Consider the following 21,852-nt stretch of genomic DNA (forward strand, 5'->3'; position numbering starts at 1 on the left):
TCCTCGCAGGGGCGGGAGAAATATTTCCCCGCCACGAAAGGAGAGGAATCTCCCTCCCCCGGGAATAAATTATCAGAGTGGCGCACCTGAAGATGCGTCCCTGTCACAGAGGAAGAGAGAATTGATGATGGACGGAACGAAAGAGCCTGTCAGCGCAGAGGGCCCCGGGCAGGGAGAAGGCTGGCTTTACTACTGCCCCCGGTGTGGCAGGGCATTCCCTACCGCCGGGGCCCTGAAGGGCATATGCCCCTGCGGTGCCGTGCCCCTCGAGCCCTCGGAGCTGAGGGACATGAGAGAGAGCCTTTTCCCTCTGATAAGCCGGTATTTACCCATTGAATGGATTGCTCTTGAGGGGGCTTCTTTTTACTTTCCCGTACCTGAGGGAGTGAAGCTCCCTGCAGAGCTGGTGCAGAAGCTTTCCGATGAAGGCTTCATACCCTTCATACGGAGGAGGGAGGGGATCCGCTTCTGCCGTCTCCTGAAAGTGGGCAGGAGGGGGAAGGGGCAGAATGTCATCCTTCACCTTGTGCTTCTGGTGCTCACCATTATCACCACCACTCTGACAGGCTACTTCATGAGCTATGATCTCTATGCGATGAAGCTCATCAAGAACATATGGGGGGGCGCCGCAGGGTTTTCCCTGGGGCTCCTCTTCATCCTGGGAAGCCACGAGCTGGCCCACTGGGTCACGGCAAGAAAAAATGGCATTCAGGCGAGCTTTCCTTATTTCATCCCCATGATCCCCGTGCTGTCCCTTGGGACTCTCGGCGCCGTCATCAATATCAGGACCCCTCCCCCCGACAGGGAGGCGATGGTAAAGCTTGGTGCGAGCGGTCCCCTTACGGGCGTATTGGCGTCAGTGATCGTGATAGCCGTTGGCCTCTCAATGTCGCCTCTTGTCGATATCACAGGCATAAAGCCCCCTTATATCTCCCTGGGCGATCCTCTCCTGTTTCATTATCTTGCCTATGGCTTCAGGGCGATACCCGAGGGGAAGGATATCATGCTGCATCCCCTGGCGCTCGCAGGGTGGTTTGCCCTCCTAATCAATGGCTTCAACCTTCTGCCTGTCGGCCAGCTTGACGGTGGTCATATTACAAGGGCCTTCATGCCTGCAAAAGCGCACCGTATTCTCTCTTTTCTGGTGGTGGCAGTGCTGATTCTGCTGGGATTGCTTTACTGGAAAGGCTGGATCACCCTGGCCGTCCTTGCCCTGGTTTTTGCCCTTGCCGGGAATCCCGGCTCAATAGATGATGACAGGCCGCCCGGCAGGACGGGAAAGATACTTGCCCTTGCGGCACTTCTGGTTTTTCTGGTGAGCGTGAATATTGAGCCGTTGAAAATGGTGATGCCGCCTCAATAGAGGCTTGGCTTCCTTTCAGCTTTCAGCCTCATCAAAGAAGCGTACTTCCTCATCCATTCTTGCCCCGTCCTCCTGGGCCTGCTTGTCAATGAGGGGATAAAACTGGCTTCCCTGCATCATTTTCCTGGAACCGTAAAGAAGCTCTGTCCATCCCTCCTGCATCCTGCCGAGGTCAAAAGTGAGGAGGCAGAGCCTTATCTTGTTCATGGAGATATTCACGATATTGAGGCCGTCCATGAGCGCCCAGCCAATCTGTATGATTCCTTCCCTCGCCTTGCCGATGGTCTCCTTGAAGAGCACCTTTTCTGTCTTGAGCTTGGTCCTGTGGAGGAGAGCAAGGAGCCAGTCCACCTCTCCGATAAACTCTCTCATGGAGATATCGCTCTTTGTCATCTTGAGAAAATTTTTCTGCAGGTTTGCCAGGTGTTTGGGGAAGAGGAGGCCACCAGTGGTGATCTCTATCTCCATGTCGATGGTGCTCATAAGATCGAACTCCTTGGAGATCTCCTCGGTGGCCATGGCGAAGACGTGCTTGCATTTCTTGCAGTACACTTCTCCGGGCACGTTTATGTAGCCGCAGTCAGGGCATTCCTTGCCTCCCATGGCAAGCTGGTAGCGCTGGAAGTTCTTGTTGGCCTGCGACATCTGCTTGAAGGCAGATACAAGAATATGGAGGCCCTGGGCAATGTGCTTGGTGTCGGAGTCCACAAAATAGAGGAGAAGCTCGGCGAGGGCCTTTTCCTGCTCCTCGAAGGCCTTGAGAATTTTCTGGGCCTCCTTGTCGATGACCTCGGGGAGCTGGGCCTCCGAGTAGATGGTGAGGAAGTTCCGGTATGATTCAAAAAAACGAAGCTGCAGGTTCTTGATCTTTTCCTCAAGGATGGCCTTCCCGAGCTTTTCCTCTCCTACGGCAATGGCCACGGCTATAAGCTCGTTGATGAAATAGGATTCAGTGACGTTGGGGATCTCGAGGCCTATAAGGCGTGAATCGGCATGGACCCCGTCACCGAACCATGACTCCTTGACAGATTTCGCGATGTTTCCTTCCATTGTGCCGGAAGCTTTCTCCTTACCTTGTGAGGTTCCGCAGGCTCACGTAATAAAAAAACCAGATGATCCCGTGGTTCATAATGAGCGTGAGTATATAAAGAATAATGACTTATTACACAAGGGGAGGCAATCTCCTTCAACGGCGTGGGAAGAGAGAAGCAAAAAAAAGAGGCACCGGCACGGTGCCGGCGCCTCGCCTGGAGCGGAGGGACCTGTTAATTTTTCACATGATATTCAGCATCAATTATGTCATCATCTCTCTGGCCTTCGCCCTGGCGCCCCTGTCCCTGGGGGCCGTGACCGTAAGCGCCATAAGATCCGCCGTCGCCGCCTGTGTTGCATGTGCCTGACGAGCAGCCCTGGTGGCTCTGCTGCTGGCCGTAAGCCTTTGACGAGAGCTCATAGACTGCCTGGGTGAGCTTCTCCATATCGGCCTTGATCCTGGTGGAGTCTTCCCCCCTGGCGCTTGACCTCAGGTCGCTTATGGCGCTCTCTATCTTTGAGCGCATTGAGCTGTCAAGGCTCGAGCCCAGATCTCTCATGGTCTTCTCCGTGGTGTAGATGAGGCTCTCAGCGTTATTCCTGAGCTCCACCATCTCACGGCGCTTCCTGTCCTGTGACTCGTATTGCTGGGCATCGTTTACCATGCGCTTCACATCCTGATCGCTCAGGTTTGTCGTGGCCTTGATCTGGATATTCTGCGTATTTCCCGTGGCCCTGTCCTTGGCCGTCACCTGGAGTATGCCGTTGGCGTCTATGTCGAAGGCCACCTCGATCTGCGGCATTCCCCGCGGAGCCGGCGGGATGTTGGACAGCACGAACTTCCCGAGGCTTTTATTGTCGGCGGCAAATTCCCGCTCGCCCTGGAGCACATGGATATCCACAGCAGGCTGGTTGTCAGCGGCAGTCGAGAAGATCTCCGACTTTGAGCACGGTATGGAAGTGTTTCTGGGAATGAGCTTTGTCATGACTCCTCCAAGCGTCTCAATGCCGAGAGTGAGGGGGGTGACATCGACGAGCACCACATCCTGCACTTCTCCGGAGAGCACTGCCCCCTGGATTGCCGCGCCAAGCGCCACGCATTCGTCAGGGTTGATGTCCTTATTAGGCTCTTTCCCAAACCGTGATCTCACATAATTCACTATCATGGGCATCCTTGTAGCGCCCCCTACCATAAGAACCCTGTCAATATCCTTTGGATCGAGCTTTGCGTCCGCCATAGCCTGGTTCACGGGCCCGGCGCACATCTGGACGAGATCTGCCGTGATTTCCTCAAATTTTGCCCTTGTGACGGTCATATCAAGGTGCTTCGGTCCATTCTGGTCAGCCGTGATGAAGGGAAGGTTCACCTGCGTCTGGAGCACCGTGGAAAGCTCTATTTTTGCCTTTTCCGCTGCTTCCTTGAGCCTCTGCAGTGCCATCCTGTCATGCTTCAGGTCTATGCCCTGCATTCTTCTGAACTCCTCAGTAAAATGGTTTATGAGCTTCTGATCCCAGTCATCACCGCCAAGGTTGGTGTTCCCCGACGTTGACTTCACCTCGAAGACACCGTTTCCTATCTCCAGGATTGACACGTCGAAGGTGCCGCCGCCCAGGTCAAATACAAGGACCGTGAGGAGCTCTTCCTGTTTGTCAAGGCCGTATGCAAGGGCGCTTGACGTGGGCTCATTGATAATTCTCAGGACCTCAAGCCCCGCTATCTGGCCGGCATTCTTGGTGGCCTGCCTCTGGGAGTCATTGAAATATGCGGGAACGGTGATGACCGCCTTGGTGACCTTCTCGCCAAGGTAGCGCTCGGCATCTTCCTTCAGCTTCTTCAGAATCATCGAGGATATCTCTTCAGGCGAGTAGCCTTTCCCGTCTATGGACACCCTGTAGTCGGTGCCCATTTTCCTCTTGATGGATACTATGGTCCTGTCCGGGTTGCTGATGGCCTGCCGCTTTGCAAGCTCTCCCACGAGCCTCTCTCCATTCTTGGAAAAGCCCACTGTCGAGGGGGTTGTTCTCCCACCCTCAGAATTGGCGATTACCTCGGGCTTCCCTCCCTCCATGACTGCCACGACGGAATTGGTTGTTCCCAGGTCTATTCCCACTATTCTAGCCATACTGAATCCCTCCTCATTGTTGAGCGTTATTGGCTCAACTAATTTGTAAAATTTGTTTCACATTTCATTAGATGTAATAGTAAGACAATAGATTCATGACATCAGGGAGGGAAAAAGAAGTGGTCGGGTGGTCGGGGGCTCATAGGGTAAAGGAATGAGAGCCTTGTCGTTACGGCACGGGCACTGCCGCTTTCTTCAGAAACATAAGGTGTGACTCGGTGACAAAGGGCTTGAGGAACTTTGAAAATGCGTTCCGCCTGCGGGTATTCTCAATCATTGCCGTTGCCGTGTCGGCGCTGATGCTCCCAGTGGCAAGGTACCTGAAGGTGGTGAGAAGATCATAGTCCATGGTCCGTTCCTCAACCTTTTCGATACCGTAAAGGGAGGGATTCCTGTATACATCGGTATTATCGGTGAGAATGAACTTTCCCGGCGCTATCATATCTATAAGGTCATTGTGCTCCGCGATGAATTCCAGTGTTGCCGCCGCCTCTTCAGGCTTTTCACCGGGAAATCCAAGGAACAGGAAAATCCAGTTGAGTATGCCGGCCCGGTGGGCCCGGGAGAGGATTTTCGCCGCCAGTCGGTGATCATACCCCTTGCGCATAAGATCAAGGACACGCTGGCACGATGATTCCATGCCGTAAAGAAGAAAGCGGCAGCCTGCCCCTGCGGCTTTCTCAAAGTCAAGCCTCTCCAGGGACTTGTCAAACCTTACCTCGCCACCCCAGTGAAACCTTGGAGGTGCGGAGGGAAGAAGTTCCGCCAGACCACTGATGATGGCCGGAGGAACGGCGTCATCGACAAAATAGAAGTGTGACGCCCCCGTGGCGGCCGCCATGCTCTCCATTTCCTTAATCAGCCTTGCAGCCTTTTTCATGCGGAATGACGAGAGGCTCATGGAATGATTGCAGAAGGCGCAGCGGTTCCAGTAACAGCCCCTCGAGGCCGACAGGGGAAGATAAATCTTGGGTGAGAAATAGCGCCCCAGAGGAAGGCCCTGGAAGTCAGGCGTGGGAAGGTCATTTACCGGCAGCGGCGCAGGGGGTGCCACGGTCCCCATGTGTTTCTTCCCTTCAGGAAATATGATGCCGGGCACCGTATGAAGGCTTTTCTTCTGCGCCACCGCGTCGGCAAGGGCCAGCAGTGGAACCTCGCCTTCATATACTATGAAAGAGTGGCAGCAGGAAAAAAGCTTTCTTTTATATGCAAGCATGGCGCCCAGGTGGGTTATCATACTCCCTCCCATGGTGACATGCACTGCGGGAAGGCGTGCCACGAGAAGCCTGCCCAGGGTGAAGGCCGGTATTATCTGCGAAGGCCAGCTCACCGAGATCCCTATAAGTTCCGGCTTCTCTTCGAGAATTGCGGGGAGGGCCTCTTTTTCGAAGAATTCAATATAGGGGTTCTTCTGATAGTCCCGCGTAGCTCTCAGCACCTGCTCCGATGAGGATGTCCTGTATTCCATCCGGAAGTCTTTCAGGTCAAGCGAGGTCCCCTCATGGCGCATCCCGATCTCTCTGAGCATATTGGTGAGGAGTGTGGTGCTCCAGTAATATTTGTCCTCCCTGAGGTATTCCTCCCCTGAGCGGAGGTGGCCCAGGGCCTCGCTTATCAGCGAGAAAACGGCGTCAGGCTTGTTGGAAAGGAATTCCGGGGAGAGGAAATACTCGTAGGAGGAGAGATTCAAGTCCATCAGGGAGACTTCATGGGTGCTCCCGGCCCTGAGGTATGCCGAAAGGGAGGGAAGGGCAAGGTGGGGGAGAAATGGCTGTGCCTGCGGGGGGAAGAGGAGAAGGACCTTCATCGCGCCTCCTTCGGGCACTCAGACCTCCCGGCCTGCCTTGCGAATATCCCTATCCTGTGGTCGTCAGAGACATAAAGCATGTCGTTTCTGATGCACAGGTACTTTGGGAGGAGCACCTGGCCGTTTCCCGCGCCGTAAGAAGCGATATCACCGAGACAGGTGCCGCCTGAGTCAAACATGCTGATCCTGTTTCCCGTGGCACTCGTCGCCCCGGCGAAGGAGACACAGACATTTCCGCTGCCGTCGGCGGCGATTCCCATGGGGGAAGCGCTATCGGAAGAGGTGACGGAGAATTTCAGGAGAAAATTGCCCGAGGAATCGAACTTCTGTATGCCGTTGCCGTCCGTCACATATATGTCACCCAGGGCGTCGCCGGTGATCCCCCGGGGGGCGATGAACTGGCCGCTTCCCGTGCCCGTGGCTCCGAATTTGAGGAGAAAGGCGCCCTGGGAGCTGAACTTCTGCACCCGGTCGTTGATCCTGTCAGTGACGAAAATATTTCCCGTGGAATCGGCATAGACGCCGCAGGGTGAGCTGAACTGCCCGTCGCCTGACCCGCTGCTTCCGAAGGTGATCAGGAAGTTTCCCGAGGAATCGAGCTTCTGCACCCTGTGGTTCCCCCCGTCAGCGACCAGTATATTGTCTGAAGCGTCCACGAAGATCCCCGCGGGGGCATTGAACCTGCCCGGCTGGGGACCGGGGCCGCCGAGAGCGGCGACATAATTTCCCGAGGAATCGAACTTCTGCACGTGATTTCTTTCTGTGGACACGAGGTAGCAGCTGCCTGAAGAGTCGGCTCCCACGCCGAAGGTATCAAGGAACGAATCAAAGGTCCCCCCGATCCGGGACTGAAAGGTGCCGGAGCCGTCGAACTTCTGGATCCTGTTGTTCCCCGTGTCGGCCGCGTAAATATTTCCCGTGGAATCGAGGCACAGTCCCGAGGGGAAGCTGAAGGCGCCGTCAGTCCCCCCGAGCTTGCCGAAGGACATCACGAAAGCTCTCTGGGGATCGAACCTGCAGATGCGGTTATTGTTCATGTCACAGACATATATGTTGCCCCCGGCATCGAGGGCAACGTCCGTGGGCGTATAAAACTGGCCGTCTCCCCGGCCGAAGGTGCCGAACTTTGCGATGAAAGTGCCTGCGGAATCAAAAATGCAGATCCTGTCATTTTTGCTGTCGGCGACATAGATGTTCCCCCCTCTGTCCACGTATATCCCTTCAGGTGAGGAGAGCTGCCCGTCGCCGGAGCCGGAGCTCCCGAAGGAGAGCAGTAACGCTCCCGTGGCGCTGAATTTCTTGACCCACGTGGAGCCCGTCACATAGAGACTGCCTGCCCCGTCAAGGGCGACGCCCGAGGGGGACGAGAGCCGGGAGCCGTTATCGGTAAACTCCATGAGGCAGGTGCCCTGGGAGTCGAATTTCTTCACCGATCCCCCGGCGTTGTCTGTCACATAAAGGTTGCCCGTGGAGTCCACGCATACTCCCCAGGGCGTGAGCATTGCCTGGGCGGAGCCCACAGGGAGCCCGAAGGTGAGAAGGAAGTTCCCTGCGGCGCCAAACTTCTGGATCCTGTGATTCAGAGTGTCGGCCACGTAGATATTCCCTGCGGAGTCCACGAATACCCCGTAGGGTTCGTAAAAGATGCCGTTGTCGTTTATCTGACGGGAGTAAGTGAATTCCGCCGGGCTCCCGCTAGGCTGACCCATCGATACCGAGGGATCACTGTTGCTGCCGCCGCAACCCGCCGCGAACATCATGCCTATGAGAAGGGCACATGGCGTCAGAGTGAGTGCTTTTTTCATCATGAGGGTTTCTCCTTTCTGATTCCGGGAGGCTCCTTGTCTTGTTTTTCGAAAGAAGGGAAAAATCCTCTCTCGCCATAAGCAAATGCATATTCACCGGCTGAAGCAATAATTTCATGGGGAGCACAAAGAGGGAGCTTTCGGGGATGCTCCATGTTCACTTCGGTCGCTTGACAACCCTTTGAAATGAATGGTACACTTTTTCATAAGGGACCTGGATGTGAATCCGCCTCCCCGCTCCTAAGATTCGGAGAATCCGCGGCATGGGCGCAGGAAGAGCAGGCGGGCAAACAACAAGGAGGGCGATTCAATGAAGAGAAGAACAGTCACCGCGGCGCTGTGCCTGTGCATGCTCATCCTGAGCACTTTCGGCGGAGGGTGCGGCTCAGGAGGCGCCACGGGCGGCTCTTTCCATGCCGGAGGAGGCACCGCCTTAGACACACAGCCCGTTAATCCCGCGATTGTGCTCCAGGGCGTGGGCGATTCCCGGGAGAACCCCCTTTCATCGCTCGCCGTGGACTGCACCACCACCACCATCGCGGTCTCCGTGGAAGGAGCGGGCGGGACGGCGGGAGCGGCTCCCGAGGTCATGGCAAGATCGAACAGATCATCAGTCGCGGGGGTCGCCGTCACCGGCGGGAACCGTCTCGTCATCACGCCCCTCCGCGCCGGGAGAGCGGGGCTCACCCTTGAGGTCCCCCAGCTCGGGCTGAAAAGAAGCATCGGCCTCATCGTGAAAGATGAGACAGGGAGCGTCGCCGCCCTCCCCGTTTACCTTGCCATCGGCTCCATGGACAAGGACTTCCGCACCAGCAAGCCTCTCTGGGAAGAGGCTCCCATGGACATGCGCTATATCTACCTGCAGGGCGGCTTCGAAACAGGCGGCTGGTACAAAGGATGGAACGGGACTCAGCAGGGGGAGATGCTGACCACCTATATCGCCGACAGTGCGAGCGTCGGAATGATCCCCGTCTTTGTCTACTACCAGATACCTGGAGGGGGCGGCGACAGCGCCGAGGTAGCCTACAATAACGTGAACAACCCCGCCTACATGGCCCTTTACTTTCAGGATTACGTGATGGCCCTTGAGCTCCAGAACAAAAGTTCAGGAAAGTCCTTCTCGCTCATGATCCTTGAGCCCGACTTCATCGGCTACATGATGCAGAACTACAGCGGCAATAACCTGGAAAAAAAGCCCGATCAGATCTCAGCAGAGGGCATCTCGGCGGTGTACACGGTAAAAGACTCGAATGACCAGTATCTTGCGAAGCCGGGAGAGATCACCGGTGTTGACGACTCCACCATCAACACCGTCAGGGGCTATGTGCTCACCATGAACTGGCTTGCCCGGAAGTATGCGCCAAAGACACAGTTCGGCTGGAAGATGAACATATGGTGCACCTCATACCCCGGCAACCCGGACCCGCCTCCCGGAAACGGCATCGTGCACTTCACCGACGGGCTCACGGGAGAGAAGTTCACCGAGGCGCGCGCCAAGGTGGCCTCAAACTCCGCCGCGGCGGGCAGGTTCTATAAGGAAGCGGGAGTCACCGCACATGGAGCCGCTTATCTCTTCTTTGACCGCTATGGGATAGACGCCGGGAGCTGCTCTCCCTGGACCAGCGCTCAGGCAATCGGCTGGCAGAATCCATCGAAGTCGAGCTGGTTCTGGAACCTTATCCACTGCAACAACTATGCCCTCTTCGTGAAGACGGCACAGAAAGAAATCGGGCTTCCCGCGGGGTTGTGGCAGATACCCGTGGGCCACATCAACAGCAGCCAGACCAAGAACAACCTTGCCTGGAACAAGGTGGTCAAAGAGGGAGAGCTCTTCCCTGATCTCTGTGACATCGCTTATGCTGAAAGTGACTGGAAGGAAACCCTGAAAAAGTGGCAGGCGATCATGGGAGGCAACTGGCAGGGAGATACCGCATACGGCGCATGGGAAGACACCATGGCGACCTATATTTTCGGCGACACCTTTTCCGTCTCCACTTCCTGCGGGGGGGGCGGCACGCTTAAGGACGGCCTCACCCAGGAGCAGGTCACTGACAGAATCGCCTATTTCGGCCTCGAGGATCCCGACGATCCCGGGGGCGTAACGGTGAGCGGGAGCATGATCACCTACAGGAGCCATATGGCAGCGCTTAAAGATTCCGGCGTGGTCATGATCATGTTCGGACCGGGCGTGGGCACCGCCTCCACCATGGGCACGGGCTGGAACGACACTACCGACTCGGGGCAGATGCATCCCCAGGACTGGTACTGGTGGATAAACAAGGTTTATGAATATTATGGCACGCTGTGACGCCCATCGGCCTCTCAATAAGTCCGCTCTCAGAGTCTGCGACAGGATATTTAAGGTAGTTCTCTACGGTACAAGTGATGTCAGGTTTTGTGGCAGGTTGACCTGGTAACCTGACAGGGCTCATCGATATCAGTCAGTCTGCACGGGGGCGTTTCTATGCAGGGCGCCCCCCGGGGGGGAGAGGGTTTTTCAAGATTTGTGCGAACTTATTCATGTTTCGAAAGATATACCATAACAGTGCTTGCAATTGCCAAGTAATTTTGCCCGGAGGAACAGGCCCCGGCTACGCGGGACCGCCCCCGCAAGGAGGGAAGCCATGAAGGAAAAGCTGGAAGAGGCTATGAAGACGCTCCGTGTGGACTACATGGATGTGCGGATAGAAGACAGGAAAGAGACGAGGATCCAGTATAACGGGAAGAACCTTGAGCAGATCGGTGAGATGCACGGCTTCGGCGGCTGCATAAGGGTAAAAGACAAGGGCCGCTGGGGAGTCGTGTCATTCACCGCGATGGACGATCTCAACAAGAGCATATTCCTGGCGGCCCGCGAGGCAAAAGTGGGAAAAAGCGGCGTCACGGAGCTTGCCGCTGTTCCCCACGTGGAAGACAAGGTGAAAAAGCGCCTCCCCTCAAAGGACGACCCAAGGGAGATCTCCCTCTCGGAGAAGGAAAAGCTCGTCCACCACTATAACGATCTGATACTCAGCGCGCCAAGGATAAGCACGTCAACGGTCTTTTACAAGGACGTGGGCATTAAGAAGCACTTTATTAACTCGGAAGGCACCTACATCGAGGAGGAAAGAGTTGAGTGCGGCATGTCGGTGCAGGCCATTGCCCGTGAAGGAGCAAACGTGCAGAGGGCCTATGACTCCATAGGAGGCATCACGGGCTTTGCCGTGGTGCGCGACATGGACGAGAGAATAAAGGAGCTCACCGAGAGCGCCGCGTCGCTCCTTGACGCCAAGCCTGCAAAGGGAGGCAAATTCGACTGCATCATCGATCCCAGGCTCGCAGGGACTTTTATCCACGAGGCCTTCGGCCACATGAGCGAATCAGATCATATCTCTGAAAACGAGAAGATCAGGGACCTCATGGAAATGGGCAAGCCCCTTGGCGCATCGGATCTCACCGTGATCGACGACGGGACCCTCGCCGACTGCTCGGGCACCAACAAGTATGATGACGAGGGAGTGGCCGCCAGGAAAAATCACCTTATCAAGGAAGGAAAAATTGTGGGACGCCTGCACTCCAGGGAGACGGCGGGAAAGATGAAGGAGAATGTCTCAGGGAATGCAAGGGCCCTGGACTTCAGGTATGATCCCATAGTGAGGATGACCAACACCTACATTGAGCCCCGGAGCTGGAAATTTGACGAGATGGTGAAGCAGATAGAGAAGGGCTATTATGTGAAAGGCTCCCAGGGAGGAATGACCAATCTCGACATGTTCACCTTCAGTGCCGGTGAAGCTTACGAGATTGTGAAGGGAAAAGTAAAGGACAAGGTGAGGGACCTCACCCTCACGGGAAACATCTTCGAGACAATGAAGAACATCGAGTGCATTGGCAATGACCTGCAGATGTTCAACAGCGGCGGCTCGGGGGGGTGCGGCAAGGGGGGGCAGGTTCCCCTTCCCATCGGGCGGGGCGGCCCCCATGTGCTCATCAGAAACGTCATTGTAGGAGGACGCTGATATGGCCGAGAAAATACTCTCCATGGCACTTGAATCATGCAAGGATGCGGAGCTTTTCATATCGAAGGTCGAAGAGTACCCCGTCGTTTTTGAAGCCAACAAGCTTCAGTCAGTGAAATCAAAGCTCCTCCAAGGCTATTCCCTGAGAGTCATCAAGGACGGCAAGGTGGGCTTCGCTTCTGACACGATGAGGGACAGGCCCGGGGAACTGGTGGAGCGCGCCGTTGAGGCATCGAAATTCGGTCCCAGGGCAAAATTCGCCTTCTGGAAGGGGAAGCGCTTTCCCAATGCCGTGATCTTCCACCCAGGGATCGTGAGCTTTGAGATGGAGGAGGCTGAAGCCCTCGGGCACAGGATCGTGAGCCGCCTCCGCGACATCATCCCCGAAGTCTATGTGGATGTGAAGCTCAACAGGATCTTCAAAGAGACCTCTCTTTTCACGAAGGGTGTGGACAAGATTTATTACAAGTCCATCTTTTCCATTCTCATATCAGCCCTTATCGTGCACGAAGGCGAGTTTCTCTATATCAACGAGTACAAGAGCGGATGCAAGCTTCCCGAGAACCCTTTCGCGCTCATTGCCGATATCGCCTGGAAAGAGAAGCTATGCAAGCGCTCCGTCGATCTGCCGTCGAAAAAGATACCGGTGATCTTCACCCCCAAGACGGTGCCTGACCTGGTCGTGGCCCTCACCACGGGCCTGAACGGGAGGACGATCACGGCGAAATCATCACCCCTTACAGACCGCCTTGGCGAGCAGGTTCTCGACGATCGCTTTTCGCTCTACGATGATGCCCTTATGGAATCAGGCCTTCTTTCATCACCCTTTGACGACGAAGGCGTTCCCAGCCAGCGCTTCCCCCTTTATGAGCACGGCATCCTCAAAAACTACCTGCTCGATCTCTCGACGGCGGCCATACTGCAAAGCGAATCAACAGCTTCGGCAAGCAGGGCGCTCCTCATGCCGCCCTCGCCGGGGCCTTCGAATCTCCAGGTACAGCCGGGAGAGATGACTTATGAAGAGATGGTGGAGGGCATGGATGAGGGCCTCATTGTTGACCAGGTTATCGGGGGAGGGCAGTCGAACCTGCTCGGAGGGGAATTCTCAATGAACGTGGAGCTGGGATTCCTTGTGAAGAAGGGAAAGATAGCAGGGCGCGTGAGAAATACCATGGTGGCCGGGAATGTTTACGATCTGCTTAAGAACAACATTCTTGGCATTGGAAAGGAAGCTTCATACGAGGGCGGCGTTCTTTCACCCCATCTCTATTTCAAGGATGTGAGCGTGTCGGGGAAAAACTGAGACCGCTGAAATCAGGGAAGCCCGGAGGTGATGACTAATGGCCGGGGATTCAATGATAATCAGGTGCACGAAGTGCGGCGCGGGAAACAGGGTCCAGTTCGAGAGGCTTCACCAGGAGCCTCTCTGCGGCCGGTGCAAGTCCCCGCTTCCCCCGCCCTGGGTGACACCTATAGCCGTCACCGATGAGAGCTTCGGTGACGAGGTATCGCGCTCGCCTCTCCCTGTGCTTGTGGATTTCTGGTCGCCGCGCTGCGGCCCCTGCCAGGCGCTTGCACCGGTGCTTGAACAGCTCGCATATGAGATGGCGGGAAAACTGAAAATATGCAAGGTGAACGTTGACATGAGCAGGGCTTCGGCGGCCCGCTTCGGTATAGAGGCGGTGCCCACGCTCCTCTTCTTTCGCGGCGGAGTGCTGCTGGAGACCATGAGGGGCGCTCTTCCCAGGGAAGCCATACTGGGGAGAATCGGGCGGTTCCTGGATCCGGGCGCCAGGGCCTAGGCCAAAATCTTACTGCAAAGGAGCAGAGCTATGAACGATCAATGGTATGACAGGATGAAGAGCCTCTATCGCTCTGTCGATGAACAGCTCAAGAAAAATGAGAAGGAATGCGGGTCCTGTGTGAGCTGCTGCCCGTTCGCAAAGATCCCTTACCGGGAGATTGAGTATGATTTTATCCTTGAATACCTGATGAGGACAGGACGGACAGAGCTCTACGAGGAGCTTATCAAACTCGGCCCCACCTGGGGGCAGACGGGGAAAACCTGTATGTTTCTCAAGAGAGAGGGAAAAAACTGCTCCATCCATGAGGTGAGGCCATATAACTGCAGGGTCTTTGGCCCTTACAGCGACGAGGAGATAGGTCTCCCCGCGAAGTGCGTTTATGAAGGCGCCACCATAAAAATGCCCAGGGACAAGGTCACGGAACTGCTTCCCCTCTTCAAGGAATACCATAAGCTTGCCTCGGAGTATTCGAGCTTCTGGAAAGATACGGGCAAGGAAAAGGAAAACGCGCCGTCATGAGACAGCCTTGCGAAATAACGGGAGAGCTGCTATGGGAACAGCCCGGCATATACAGGGAGCTCCCTGATCTCGCGGTCTGCAGTGGAGTAAGGGCCATAATCGCAGATTTTATAGGCTCTCTTGCAGAAACGTATGATTCCAAGCTCACTGTTTTCTCTCTCGGCGCGGGCAGAGCCGAGCTCTACCGGCAGAACCTGTGCACCAAGCTCAGGGATGACAAGATACGCCTCCTTGGTATTGAATCTGATGGTGAGCTCGCGGGAAGAGCCGCAGAAGAATTCCCCGGGAAATACATGGTGGCCCTTACTTTCAGAAATGTCATGGACGGCTTCTCCTCCATCGTCACCAGGAGCATCACCAAGACCTTTGATATCAATGAAAACACTGTTGATTTCGCCGAGGCCCGCTTTTTTCTCTCATCGGTGCTGATGAAAGCCGAGCTTGTCTCCATCATGGAAAGGGTCTTCAGGCTCATCAAGCCTGGCGGAAGCTTCATCCTCGCCGAAATAGACAGCTCCATCGGCTCCTATATCGAGAAAAAGATCATGACCATGCGGAAATTTTTCAAGGAGATGAGAGTTGACGTGGCCCAGGGAATCCTGGTCGGGAAAAAGCACCGGAGCTTCGAGCTCCCCATACTCGACAGGCAGCTGCTTGATGATGCAGAGATCCTGAGAGACCATGAAAAGGCAAGTCTTCAGGGCCTGAGGGAAGAGACTGAAAAGCTTGGCATGCCTGGATGGAGTGATATCTTTGAACTGGAGCGCGAAGATGTCTATTCAGGGCGCAAGTGGTACAGGCCGAAAGAGGAATGGGAGGAGATAATCCGCCAGGGCTGCCGAACCCCCCTGAGCCTCCAGGTCATTCCTTCTCATGAGATAAAAAAGCTCTATCCCGATGTGAAAGATAACCCCTTCATCATCACCGCGAAGAAGCTCTGAGAGCCTGCTTTTCTTCATTGGTAAGCTTCCCGTTGTTCTCTCTCAGAATGGCTTCGAGCTCACGCCCCAGCCTTTCGCGAAATGCTCCGTCCCGGGCTGCGCGGCCCAGGATCTCGGTGAGGACTTCCTGGCTCATGTTCATTCCCCTTTCGAAAGGTATCATTGAAGGTATCGTGTAATATTCTATAACAAGGCATGGATGCTATCAAACGCCCTGTCGGGAACCCTGCAGTGCCTGCCATCCTCTCCCGGGCACCCGGGAAGAAATTTGGAGAGATCTCACATCGGAGTCCCTTACTTATGAAGTATGCAAATATCGAAGACTATCTCTCGATTCAGGAGATAATCAGTGAAACCGAGATAGACAGGCTCAAGGTGGAGTTCAACCTCCTCAAGGAGGAGAAGAGCTTCTCGGAGTTCCTCCTCGAAAGAAGCCTCATCACGAAGGAGCAGTTCCATGAGATAAACGAGCTCAGGCTCATCGAGCCGGAAAAGATAAAGATCCGGGTCTTTAAAAGCACTCCCCAGAAAGATAAGGGAAAGCCCGCTGCCCCTGTCGTATCGGAGCAGGTCATTGATACCCAGAAGATCCTTGTTGAGCTTTTTGAACATTACGAGATACTGGAAGTCGCAGGCCGCGGCGCCATGAGCTTCGTCTACAAGATACAGGAGAAGGAGACAGGGGAGATAAGGGCTCTCAAGATGCTCAAATATGCCGAGTTTGCCGACGATGACCAGATCAAGCGCTTCACCAGGGAGGCCAAGGTCGTGGGAAGCCTCCGCCATCCGAATATCATAAAGCTGTACGATTTCGGCTCGGCAATGGGCATGCCTTATTACACCATGGATTACATCGAGGGATCAACCCTTGAGGACTATCTCCCCAAGGGCCCCGTTACCCAGGGAAAGATCCTTGATCTGATGGAAAAAGTGATAAGAGCCGTCCATGCCGCCCATGTGGAAGGAATCATCCACCGTGACCTCAAGCCTTCCAATATCATGATAGATGCCAATGGAGAGCCTCTCCTCGTGGATTTTGGAATCGCCAAGTTCATGGGATGGGAAGCCTCGAATCTCACGAGGACCGGCGAGACCCTCGGGACGCCGGCCTATATGTCACCAGAGCAGGCAATGGGGAGGTTCACCGATCACCGCAGCGACATTTTCTCCCTGGGCACAATCCTTTACGAGTGCCTTACCCACTTCAATCCCTTTATCGGCGAGACGGCCATCGTGACTTTCACCAATATAGTGGGCACCGATCCCGAGCCTCCCAGCAAACTCTCTCCCGGCATAGGCCCTGCCCTTGATTCCATCATAATGAAGTGCCTCAAGAAGGATGCCACGGAGCGCTATGAAACGGCAGAGGCGCTTGCCGATGACATAGCGAAATACCGCCTGGGCAAAACACCTGTCACCACGAAGCTGAAAACCGGCTTTTCCAAGCGGTTCAGGCGCTTCAGAAGGAAATATGCGAAGCTGATAAGAGTCGTGACGGCAGTGCTCGTTATCGCCGTGCTTCTCATCGCGGCGCGCGAAGGCGTCATCCAGGCATCGCGGTACCTCGCGTCAGCAGATATGAAAGGGAAAAAATATGAAAAAGCCCTGGGAGAATACCACGTGATGGTGACTCTGGCGCCGGGGAGGAGGAGTTATTTCATAGAGAGGGCCGTCTGTTACAGGATGCTGGGGAAATACCAGAAAGCCCTGGAGGACCTTGGAAAGATTCCCGAGTCCGATAAGAAGCTTTACCCCGTCGCTCTGATGCACCGGGGCTACGTCTATATGCTTATGAAGAAAAATGACCGCGCTCTTGAATGCCTTACGCTCTCCCTCGAGGGAAGCACTCAGAAGGACCTTGTGTACCTTCTCATGGCCCGCGTTTATATAAGCAAGGGAGACAGCGCACAGGCGCATAAAATGGTGGCCAAGGCTCTTTCTGCCAATCCCGGAAACAGGGAGGCCCAGGCCCTCGACGAGGCTCTCGCGAAAGGGCAGAAGAGATAGGCTCTCTGCCTCATGCGAAGAGTATTCCCTCATCGCTCATCTCTTTTATCGCCACCACGGATTCAATGGGCACGCCGTAAGGTGCAAGGACGGAACGGCCCTTATCAAAAGTTTTTTCAATGATCACGCCAATCCCTGTAATCATTGAGCCGCTTTCAATAACGATATCAGCCAGGGCTTTCAGTGTCTGGCCCGAGGCGAGAAAATCGTCAATGATGAGGACACGCTCTCTCTTTTCCAGGAACTCTGAAGAGACCATGAGATCGACAAACTGGCCCTTGGTATGGGAAGGGGCCCTCTGCAGGTAAAATTTTTCAGGCATGGTGACAGGCCTTATCTTTCTTGCAAATATCAACGGTATCTTTAAAATTGCAGCAGTGGCGATGGCCGGCGCTATACCAGAGACCTCGGCGGTGAGGACCTTGGTGGGCGCAGTGGGGGCGAATTTCAAGGCCAGATCCTTTCCGATTAGAGCCATGAGAAGGGGATCAATCTGGTGGTTGATAAAGCTGTCCACCTTGAGGATCTTCCCCCCGAGGACCTTTCCCTCACGGAGTATTCTCTCTTTAAGTTCCTGCACGTGTGCCTCCTTTCTGTCACCTTAACGGATCATCTTCCGGCAACGCTACGGGCTCAGTCTTGAACAGGTTCAGGACCGGGACGCTGAGGAATCTCCTTTGGATAATCACCTGGAACACGTTCTCGTCAAACCAGTCATCATAGATGGTAAAGAAGCCCTCATTTCCCCTGTCCTTGCCCCAGCTGTTCTCCACAAGCCATTTCACCGGCTTCCCGTTCACGATATCCACGCCGGCAAAGACCATGGCATGGCCCACGGTGGCTTCACCGTAAAGAATCCTCTCTTCCTTGGAGAAGGAGAAATCAACGCCAAAAAGGTCGCTGTAATCGTAAAGATTCTTTGCCATGATGCCTGTGGCCCTGTCCACGTCCTTGTCCACGTCTGCTCCGAACCATACAGGCTCATTTCCAAGCAGCGAAGCAAGCGTCACTGCCTTGAAGTCCTGCATCTGGAGGTTGACAAATGATATATTGGGCTTGTCCACCATGTTCCTGTCCATGTCAATCATATAGTGGCAGTTGTATTTCCAGGTCGGCGAGCTGTAGAGGCAGAAGTAATCGTCAAGATTGACGGCGACCTCCTTCTCGTAAAACTCCAGAGGCGTGAACGGCCGGGGCGCGCTGGCTTTCTTGTTCTTGTCCTCGTATCTCAGCTCGAATCTGGAAGGGGGCACTCCCAGGCATATGGCGAGCATGCGGTAGATATCACGCAGCATGGCTTCTTTCATGGCCCGGAGGTCCTGGACGCTTTTCCCGTCAGTGTGGTGCTTTCTTAAAGCAGCCGCATCCTTCCTGAGGATCGTGGAAATGGCTGAATCCATGACAGAGCTGTCGGAGGTGTTGGCTGTCTCCTCCATCACCTGCCTTGGCACGAGGCCGTATTTCTTGATGAGGGCCACGGCGTAGTTCCACTGACCCCCGTCGGCGAAGGGATCAGAGAGAAAGAAGCGCAGCTTCTTGTCCTTTATGTTCAGGTCCCGTGTCGCAATGATGGTCTCAAGAAAAAGGTTCGCCTTCTCCATCTTGTCCCAGAAAAAAAGATAGTTCTGAGAGAACTCAAAGTTATCCACGTGGTATTTTTTCATCATCCTGGGCCTGAGCAGGTTGAGGGCGGCGAAGAGCCAGCAGCGGCCACTTTTGTTCTGGCTTGTGATTTTTCCCGTCTCTATCTTGTGGGAGAAGACATTGTTGTGTTCCGCCACGATGGACCTGTTGTAAGAGAGAGAGCGGATATTGTTGTTGGAAACGGCGTTGATGGCCGACCTTGCAGGCGCATCAAGCGTGAAGGAGCCTCTCAGATTGTCGATAAGGGGTCTGGTGAGGGCTCCTTCGGGCACCACCGGGAGGGGCTTGTGGGGCTTCTGCTCCTCTGCAGGGAGAGGCTGTGCAAGAACCAGGGTGAGAAAGGCAGTGAGAAAGATGAAAAGAAGCGGCAGGGATTTATTCATGAAACCTCCTTATATGGCAGCGGGGATTGCTCTCGCGGCTCTCAGAGCGAGGCATTCCTGCCTGCGACGTACCCTGTAGAGAACGCGGCCTGCAGGTTGAAACCTCCAATATACCCGTCAATGTCCAGGACTTCCCCGGCGAAGTAAAGCCCATGGATGAGCTTTGACTCCATGGTCTTGGGGTCAACTTCCTTGAGCTCCACGCCTCCCTGCGTCACCTCGGCTTCCGACATTCCCCGTGCCTTGGTGATGGTGAAGGAGAAGTTTTTCAGCATGTCGATGACCCTGTCCCTGTCCTTGGAGCCGATCTGCGCGCATTGCCGCGAGGGGTGAATGCCTGATTCCTGGATGAAGACGGGGATCATCTTCTGGGGGAGAAGCTCTTCAATAGCGTTCTTGAAATACTTTTTCCTGTTCTTTTCAAAGTCGCTCTCAAGGCGCGCCTGGAGCTTGTCCTTGGAGAGCGCGGGCTTCAGGTCAAATGAAAGGCTCACCGTGTGTTTCTTATCGGCGAGGAGAAGCACGATTTTCCTGCTCAGGTAGAGTATGATGGGGCCTGAAAGGCCATAGGAGGTGAAGACCATCTCGCCAAATTTCTGGTCCACCACCTTGTTCCCCGACTTGACAATGGCCTTGATGTTCTTGAGCGACAGCCCTTCAAGGTTGTGTGAGATAGAGCTTTCTGCAACCTCGAGCGGCACAAGGCTTGGACGGGGAGTGACAAGGCTGTGCCCGAGCCTTCTGGCGAACTGATATCCGTCGCCCGTCGAGCCTGTCCAGGGATAGGTCATTCCTCCCGTGGCGATGATCACCTTGTCGGCACCGAAGGATTCGCCCGTGGAAGCCCTGACCCCCATGACCCTCTTATTATCCACTAGGATCTCTATTACCGGGATGCTGACCCTTGTTTCCACCCCCGCCTTTTTCAGCTCCTTTTCAAGAACGGCAAGCACATCCTTTGCGCTGTCGGTGACGGGGAAGACTCTCCGGCCCTTTTCCACCTTGGTGTCCAGGCCCCTGGATTTAAAGAATTTTATCAGCTCCGAGGGGGGGAACTGGTTGAAGGCGGAGTGGAGAAAATTGCCGCCGCCGGGAAATGACTCGATAAGCTCCTCGTGGCGGTCCACCTGGTGGGTGAGGTTGCAGCGACCTTTGCCGGTTATGGCGAGCTTTGTGCCCAGACCTTCCATCTTGTCGAGGAGAATGACCTTATGATTCTTCCCCGAGGCCTGAAGTGCCGCCATGAGCCCTGAAGGGCCGCCGCCTATGACAATAATGGTTCTTCTGGAAATTTTGCCCGCCTCCCTTTGTGGGGTATTCCCGTTCCATGTTAAATTTTCACCGTGACTTTTCCTTCTTCGTGCTCTTTTCCCTCGATTTCAATGCTGACAGGGAGAAATTTCATGATAATCTCCCTGTTGGTGAGAAGGTGGGATGTCACGTGGGTCGTGGTGTACACCGAGGTACCGCGGGGCACAAGGCAGAGAGGAAGGAGGATCTGGTCGGCCATGTGAAGGTCAAGGGCACCTCTCCTCTCGAGGTATGAGAGGAAGTCCCTGCAGGCATTTTCCGCTACTTCCTCTGAGGGCTTCCCCCTCTCTCCCACGTCGGTGAAACTGGCAGAAGTATGGTCAAATTTCGCGGTGATGCAGATAAAAGCGTTGGGACTCTCAGCCTGCGGGGTGATCTCGATGAATCTTGCCAGTGAGAGTCTGGCGCCCAGCACTTTTTTCACCGTGGCTTTCATCCGTCTCCTCACGTGATCGGGAAGGTGTGATGACCCGATGATGATGGAGAGCCCGGTCAGGACGCCGCGGGAGAGCTTTCTCACAGGCGGCAGGGACGCGCTGTCCCTGTATGCTCCGACAGTGCAGGAAATCTCGCCCCGGCCCCTGGGGAAATAGCCGGTCTTCACAAGGTCCAGCCCCGCCCTGAAGCCTGCCGACTTTATATGGAAAGCCCAGTTAGTCGAGAGGTAGTCAAAGGTGGGGCTCCAGAAGACATGGGTGCCTCCCTTGATAGAGAGCTGCGAAGGCCTGTCGAGGAGGGCCAGGGGATAGAAGATGCTGTGAAGGACAAGGGACGCCGAACCCGCCGTTTCCACGGCAAAGTGGTATGAGCCGGCCCGGGGTTTGCCGGGAAAGAAGGAGAGGGCCGGAGAGCGGGCTGTGTTGCCGGTTACTGAGGCCTGGGAGATTGCCCGGGCTGCCTCTATGCAGGTGAGATGCTGCTCCTTGAGTCCCGGCTCACGCCTTCCGGCCCTTATGGCGGTTATGGAAAAGGGCTTCCCGGTGATCACCGAGAGTGCCAGGGCCGTCCTTATTATCTGGCCGCCGCCTTCACCAGTGGAGCCGTCGATGGAAATTACCTGGTCTTCGGGCATTGGGCACCTCGAGTGACCCCTCACTAGGATTCAGAGCCCGGG

At 55.2% G+C, this 21,852-nt stretch carries 17 protein-coding genes; 8 read left to right on the top strand and 9 right to left on the bottom strand.

Annotation, left to right across the window (positions count from 1 at the left end; genetic code table 11):
* Positions 1 to 124 precede the first annotated feature (124 nt).
* Complete coding sequence (locus tag RDV48_09775; GenBank protein MDQ7823069.1) at positions 125 to 1,363, top strand: site-2 protease family protein; 1,239 nt, start codon at positions 125 to 127, stop codon at positions 1,361 to 1,363.
* Between the two features lie 15 nt (positions 1,364 to 1,378).
* On the opposite strand, the gene RDV48_09780 is transcribed toward RDV48_09775, so the two are convergent.
* From RDV48_09780 to RDV48_09795, 4 genes are all read right to left on the bottom strand, one after another.
* Complete coding sequence (locus tag RDV48_09780; GenBank protein MDQ7823070.1) at positions 1,379 to 2,413, bottom strand: hypothetical protein; 1,035 nt, start codon at positions 2,411 to 2,413, stop codon at positions 1,379 to 1,381.
* A 215-nt stretch (positions 2,414 to 2,628) separates the two neighbouring features.
* Complete coding sequence (dnaK, locus tag RDV48_09785; protein ID MDQ7823071.1) at positions 2,629 to 4,518, bottom strand: molecular chaperone DnaK; 1,890 nt, start codon at positions 4,516 to 4,518, stop codon at positions 2,629 to 2,631.
* A 169-nt stretch (positions 4,519 to 4,687) separates the two neighbouring features.
* Complete coding sequence (locus tag RDV48_09790) at positions 4,688 to 6,325, bottom strand: radical SAM protein (protein ID MDQ7823072.1); 1,638 nt, start codon at positions 6,323 to 6,325, stop codon at positions 4,688 to 4,690.
* Complete coding sequence (locus RDV48_09795) at positions 6,322 to 8,133, bottom strand: NHL repeat-containing protein (protein ID MDQ7823073.1); 1,812 nt, start codon at positions 8,131 to 8,133, stop codon at positions 6,322 to 6,324. The genes RDV48_09790 and RDV48_09795 overlap by 4 nt, the downstream gene beginning before the upstream one ends.
* 307 nt (positions 8,134 to 8,440) lie before the next feature.
* On the opposite strand from RDV48_09795, the gene RDV48_09800 reads away from it, so the two are divergent.
* The 6 genes from RDV48_09800 to RDV48_09825 all read left to right on the top strand — a co-directional run bounded on the left by RDV48_09800 (position 8,441) and on the right by RDV48_09825 (position 15,393).
* Positions 8,441 to 10,438, top strand: a complete 1,998-nt coding sequence (locus tag RDV48_09800; protein MDQ7823074.1) for a hypothetical protein — start codon at positions 8,441 to 8,443, stop codon at positions 10,436 to 10,438.
* 316 nt (positions 10,439 to 10,754) lie between these two features.
* Entirely contained in the window at positions 10,755 to 12,128 is a 1,374-nt protein-coding gene (locus RDV48_09805; protein ID MDQ7823075.1) for a TldD/PmbA family protein, read from the top strand.
* 1 nt (position 12,129) lies between these two features.
* Entirely contained in the window at positions 12,130 to 13,431 is a 1,302-nt protein-coding gene (locus tag RDV48_09810; GenBank protein MDQ7823076.1) for a TldD/PmbA family protein, read from the top strand.
* A gap of 37 nt (positions 13,432 to 13,468) precedes the next feature.
* A complete protein-coding gene (locus RDV48_09815; protein ID MDQ7823077.1) occupies positions 13,469 to 13,930 on the top strand; it encodes a thioredoxin domain-containing protein in 462 nt (153 codons plus the stop codon).
* 30 nt (positions 13,931 to 13,960) lie between these two features.
* Positions 13,961 to 14,452, top strand: coding sequence for a YkgJ family cysteine cluster protein (locus RDV48_09820; GenBank protein MDQ7823078.1), 492 nt, complete (start codon positions 13,961 to 13,963; stop codon positions 14,450 to 14,452).
* On the top strand, positions 14,449 to 15,393 hold the full coding sequence (locus RDV48_09825; protein MDQ7823079.1) for a hypothetical protein: 945 nt from the start codon (positions 14,449 to 14,451) through the stop codon (positions 15,391 to 15,393). The genes RDV48_09820 and RDV48_09825 overlap by 4 nt, the downstream gene beginning before the upstream one ends.
* On the opposite strand, the gene RDV48_09830 is transcribed toward RDV48_09825, so the two are convergent.
* Positions 15,374 to 15,529: a hypothetical protein gene (locus tag RDV48_09830; protein MDQ7823080.1), complete on the bottom strand. Its 156-nt coding sequence runs from the start codon at positions 15,527 to 15,529 to the stop codon at positions 15,374 to 15,376. The genes RDV48_09825 and RDV48_09830 overlap by 20 nt on opposite strands.
* 164 nt (positions 15,530 to 15,693) lie before the next feature.
* Here RDV48_09830 and RDV48_09835 point away from each other — a divergent pair, with 164 nt between their 5' ends.
* Complete coding sequence (locus tag RDV48_09835; GenBank protein ID MDQ7823081.1) at positions 15,694 to 17,400, top strand: protein kinase; 1,707 nt, start codon at positions 15,694 to 15,696, stop codon at positions 17,398 to 17,400.
* 10 nt (positions 17,401 to 17,410) lie between these two features.
* On the opposite strand, the gene xpt is transcribed toward RDV48_09835, so the two are convergent.
* The 4 genes from xpt to rtcA are packed head-to-tail and all read right to left on the bottom strand — an operon-like array spanning position 17,411 to position 21,810.
* Entirely contained in the window at positions 17,411 to 17,980 is a 570-nt protein-coding gene (gene xpt / locus RDV48_09840; GenBank protein MDQ7823082.1) for a xanthine phosphoribosyltransferase, read from the bottom strand.
* A 16-nt stretch (positions 17,981 to 17,996) separates the two neighbouring features.
* Positions 17,997 to 19,427 (bottom strand): C1 family peptidase, encoded by a 1,431-nt coding sequence (locus RDV48_09845; protein MDQ7823083.1) that lies wholly within the window; start codon positions 19,425 to 19,427, stop codon positions 17,997 to 17,999.
* Between the two features lie 41 nt (positions 19,428 to 19,468).
* The gene (locus RDV48_09850) at positions 19,469 to 20,719 is read right to left on the bottom strand and encodes an NAD(P)/FAD-dependent oxidoreductase (GenBank protein ID MDQ7823084.1); all 1,251 of its coding nucleotides are present in this window, start codon (positions 20,717 to 20,719) and stop codon (positions 19,469 to 19,471) included.
* Between the two features lie 38 nt (positions 20,720 to 20,757).
* Positions 20,758 to 21,810: an RNA 3'-terminal phosphate cyclase gene (gene rtcA, locus RDV48_09855; protein MDQ7823085.1), complete on the bottom strand. Its 1,053-nt coding sequence runs from the start codon at positions 21,808 to 21,810 to the stop codon at positions 20,758 to 20,760.
* Between the last annotated feature and the right edge of the window lie 42 nt (positions 21,811 to 21,852).

The organism is Candidatus Eremiobacterota bacterium (assembly GCA_031082125.1).
Classification (GTDB): domain Bacteria; phylum Vulcanimicrobiota; class CADAWZ01; order CADAWZ01; family Ess09-12; genus Ess09-12.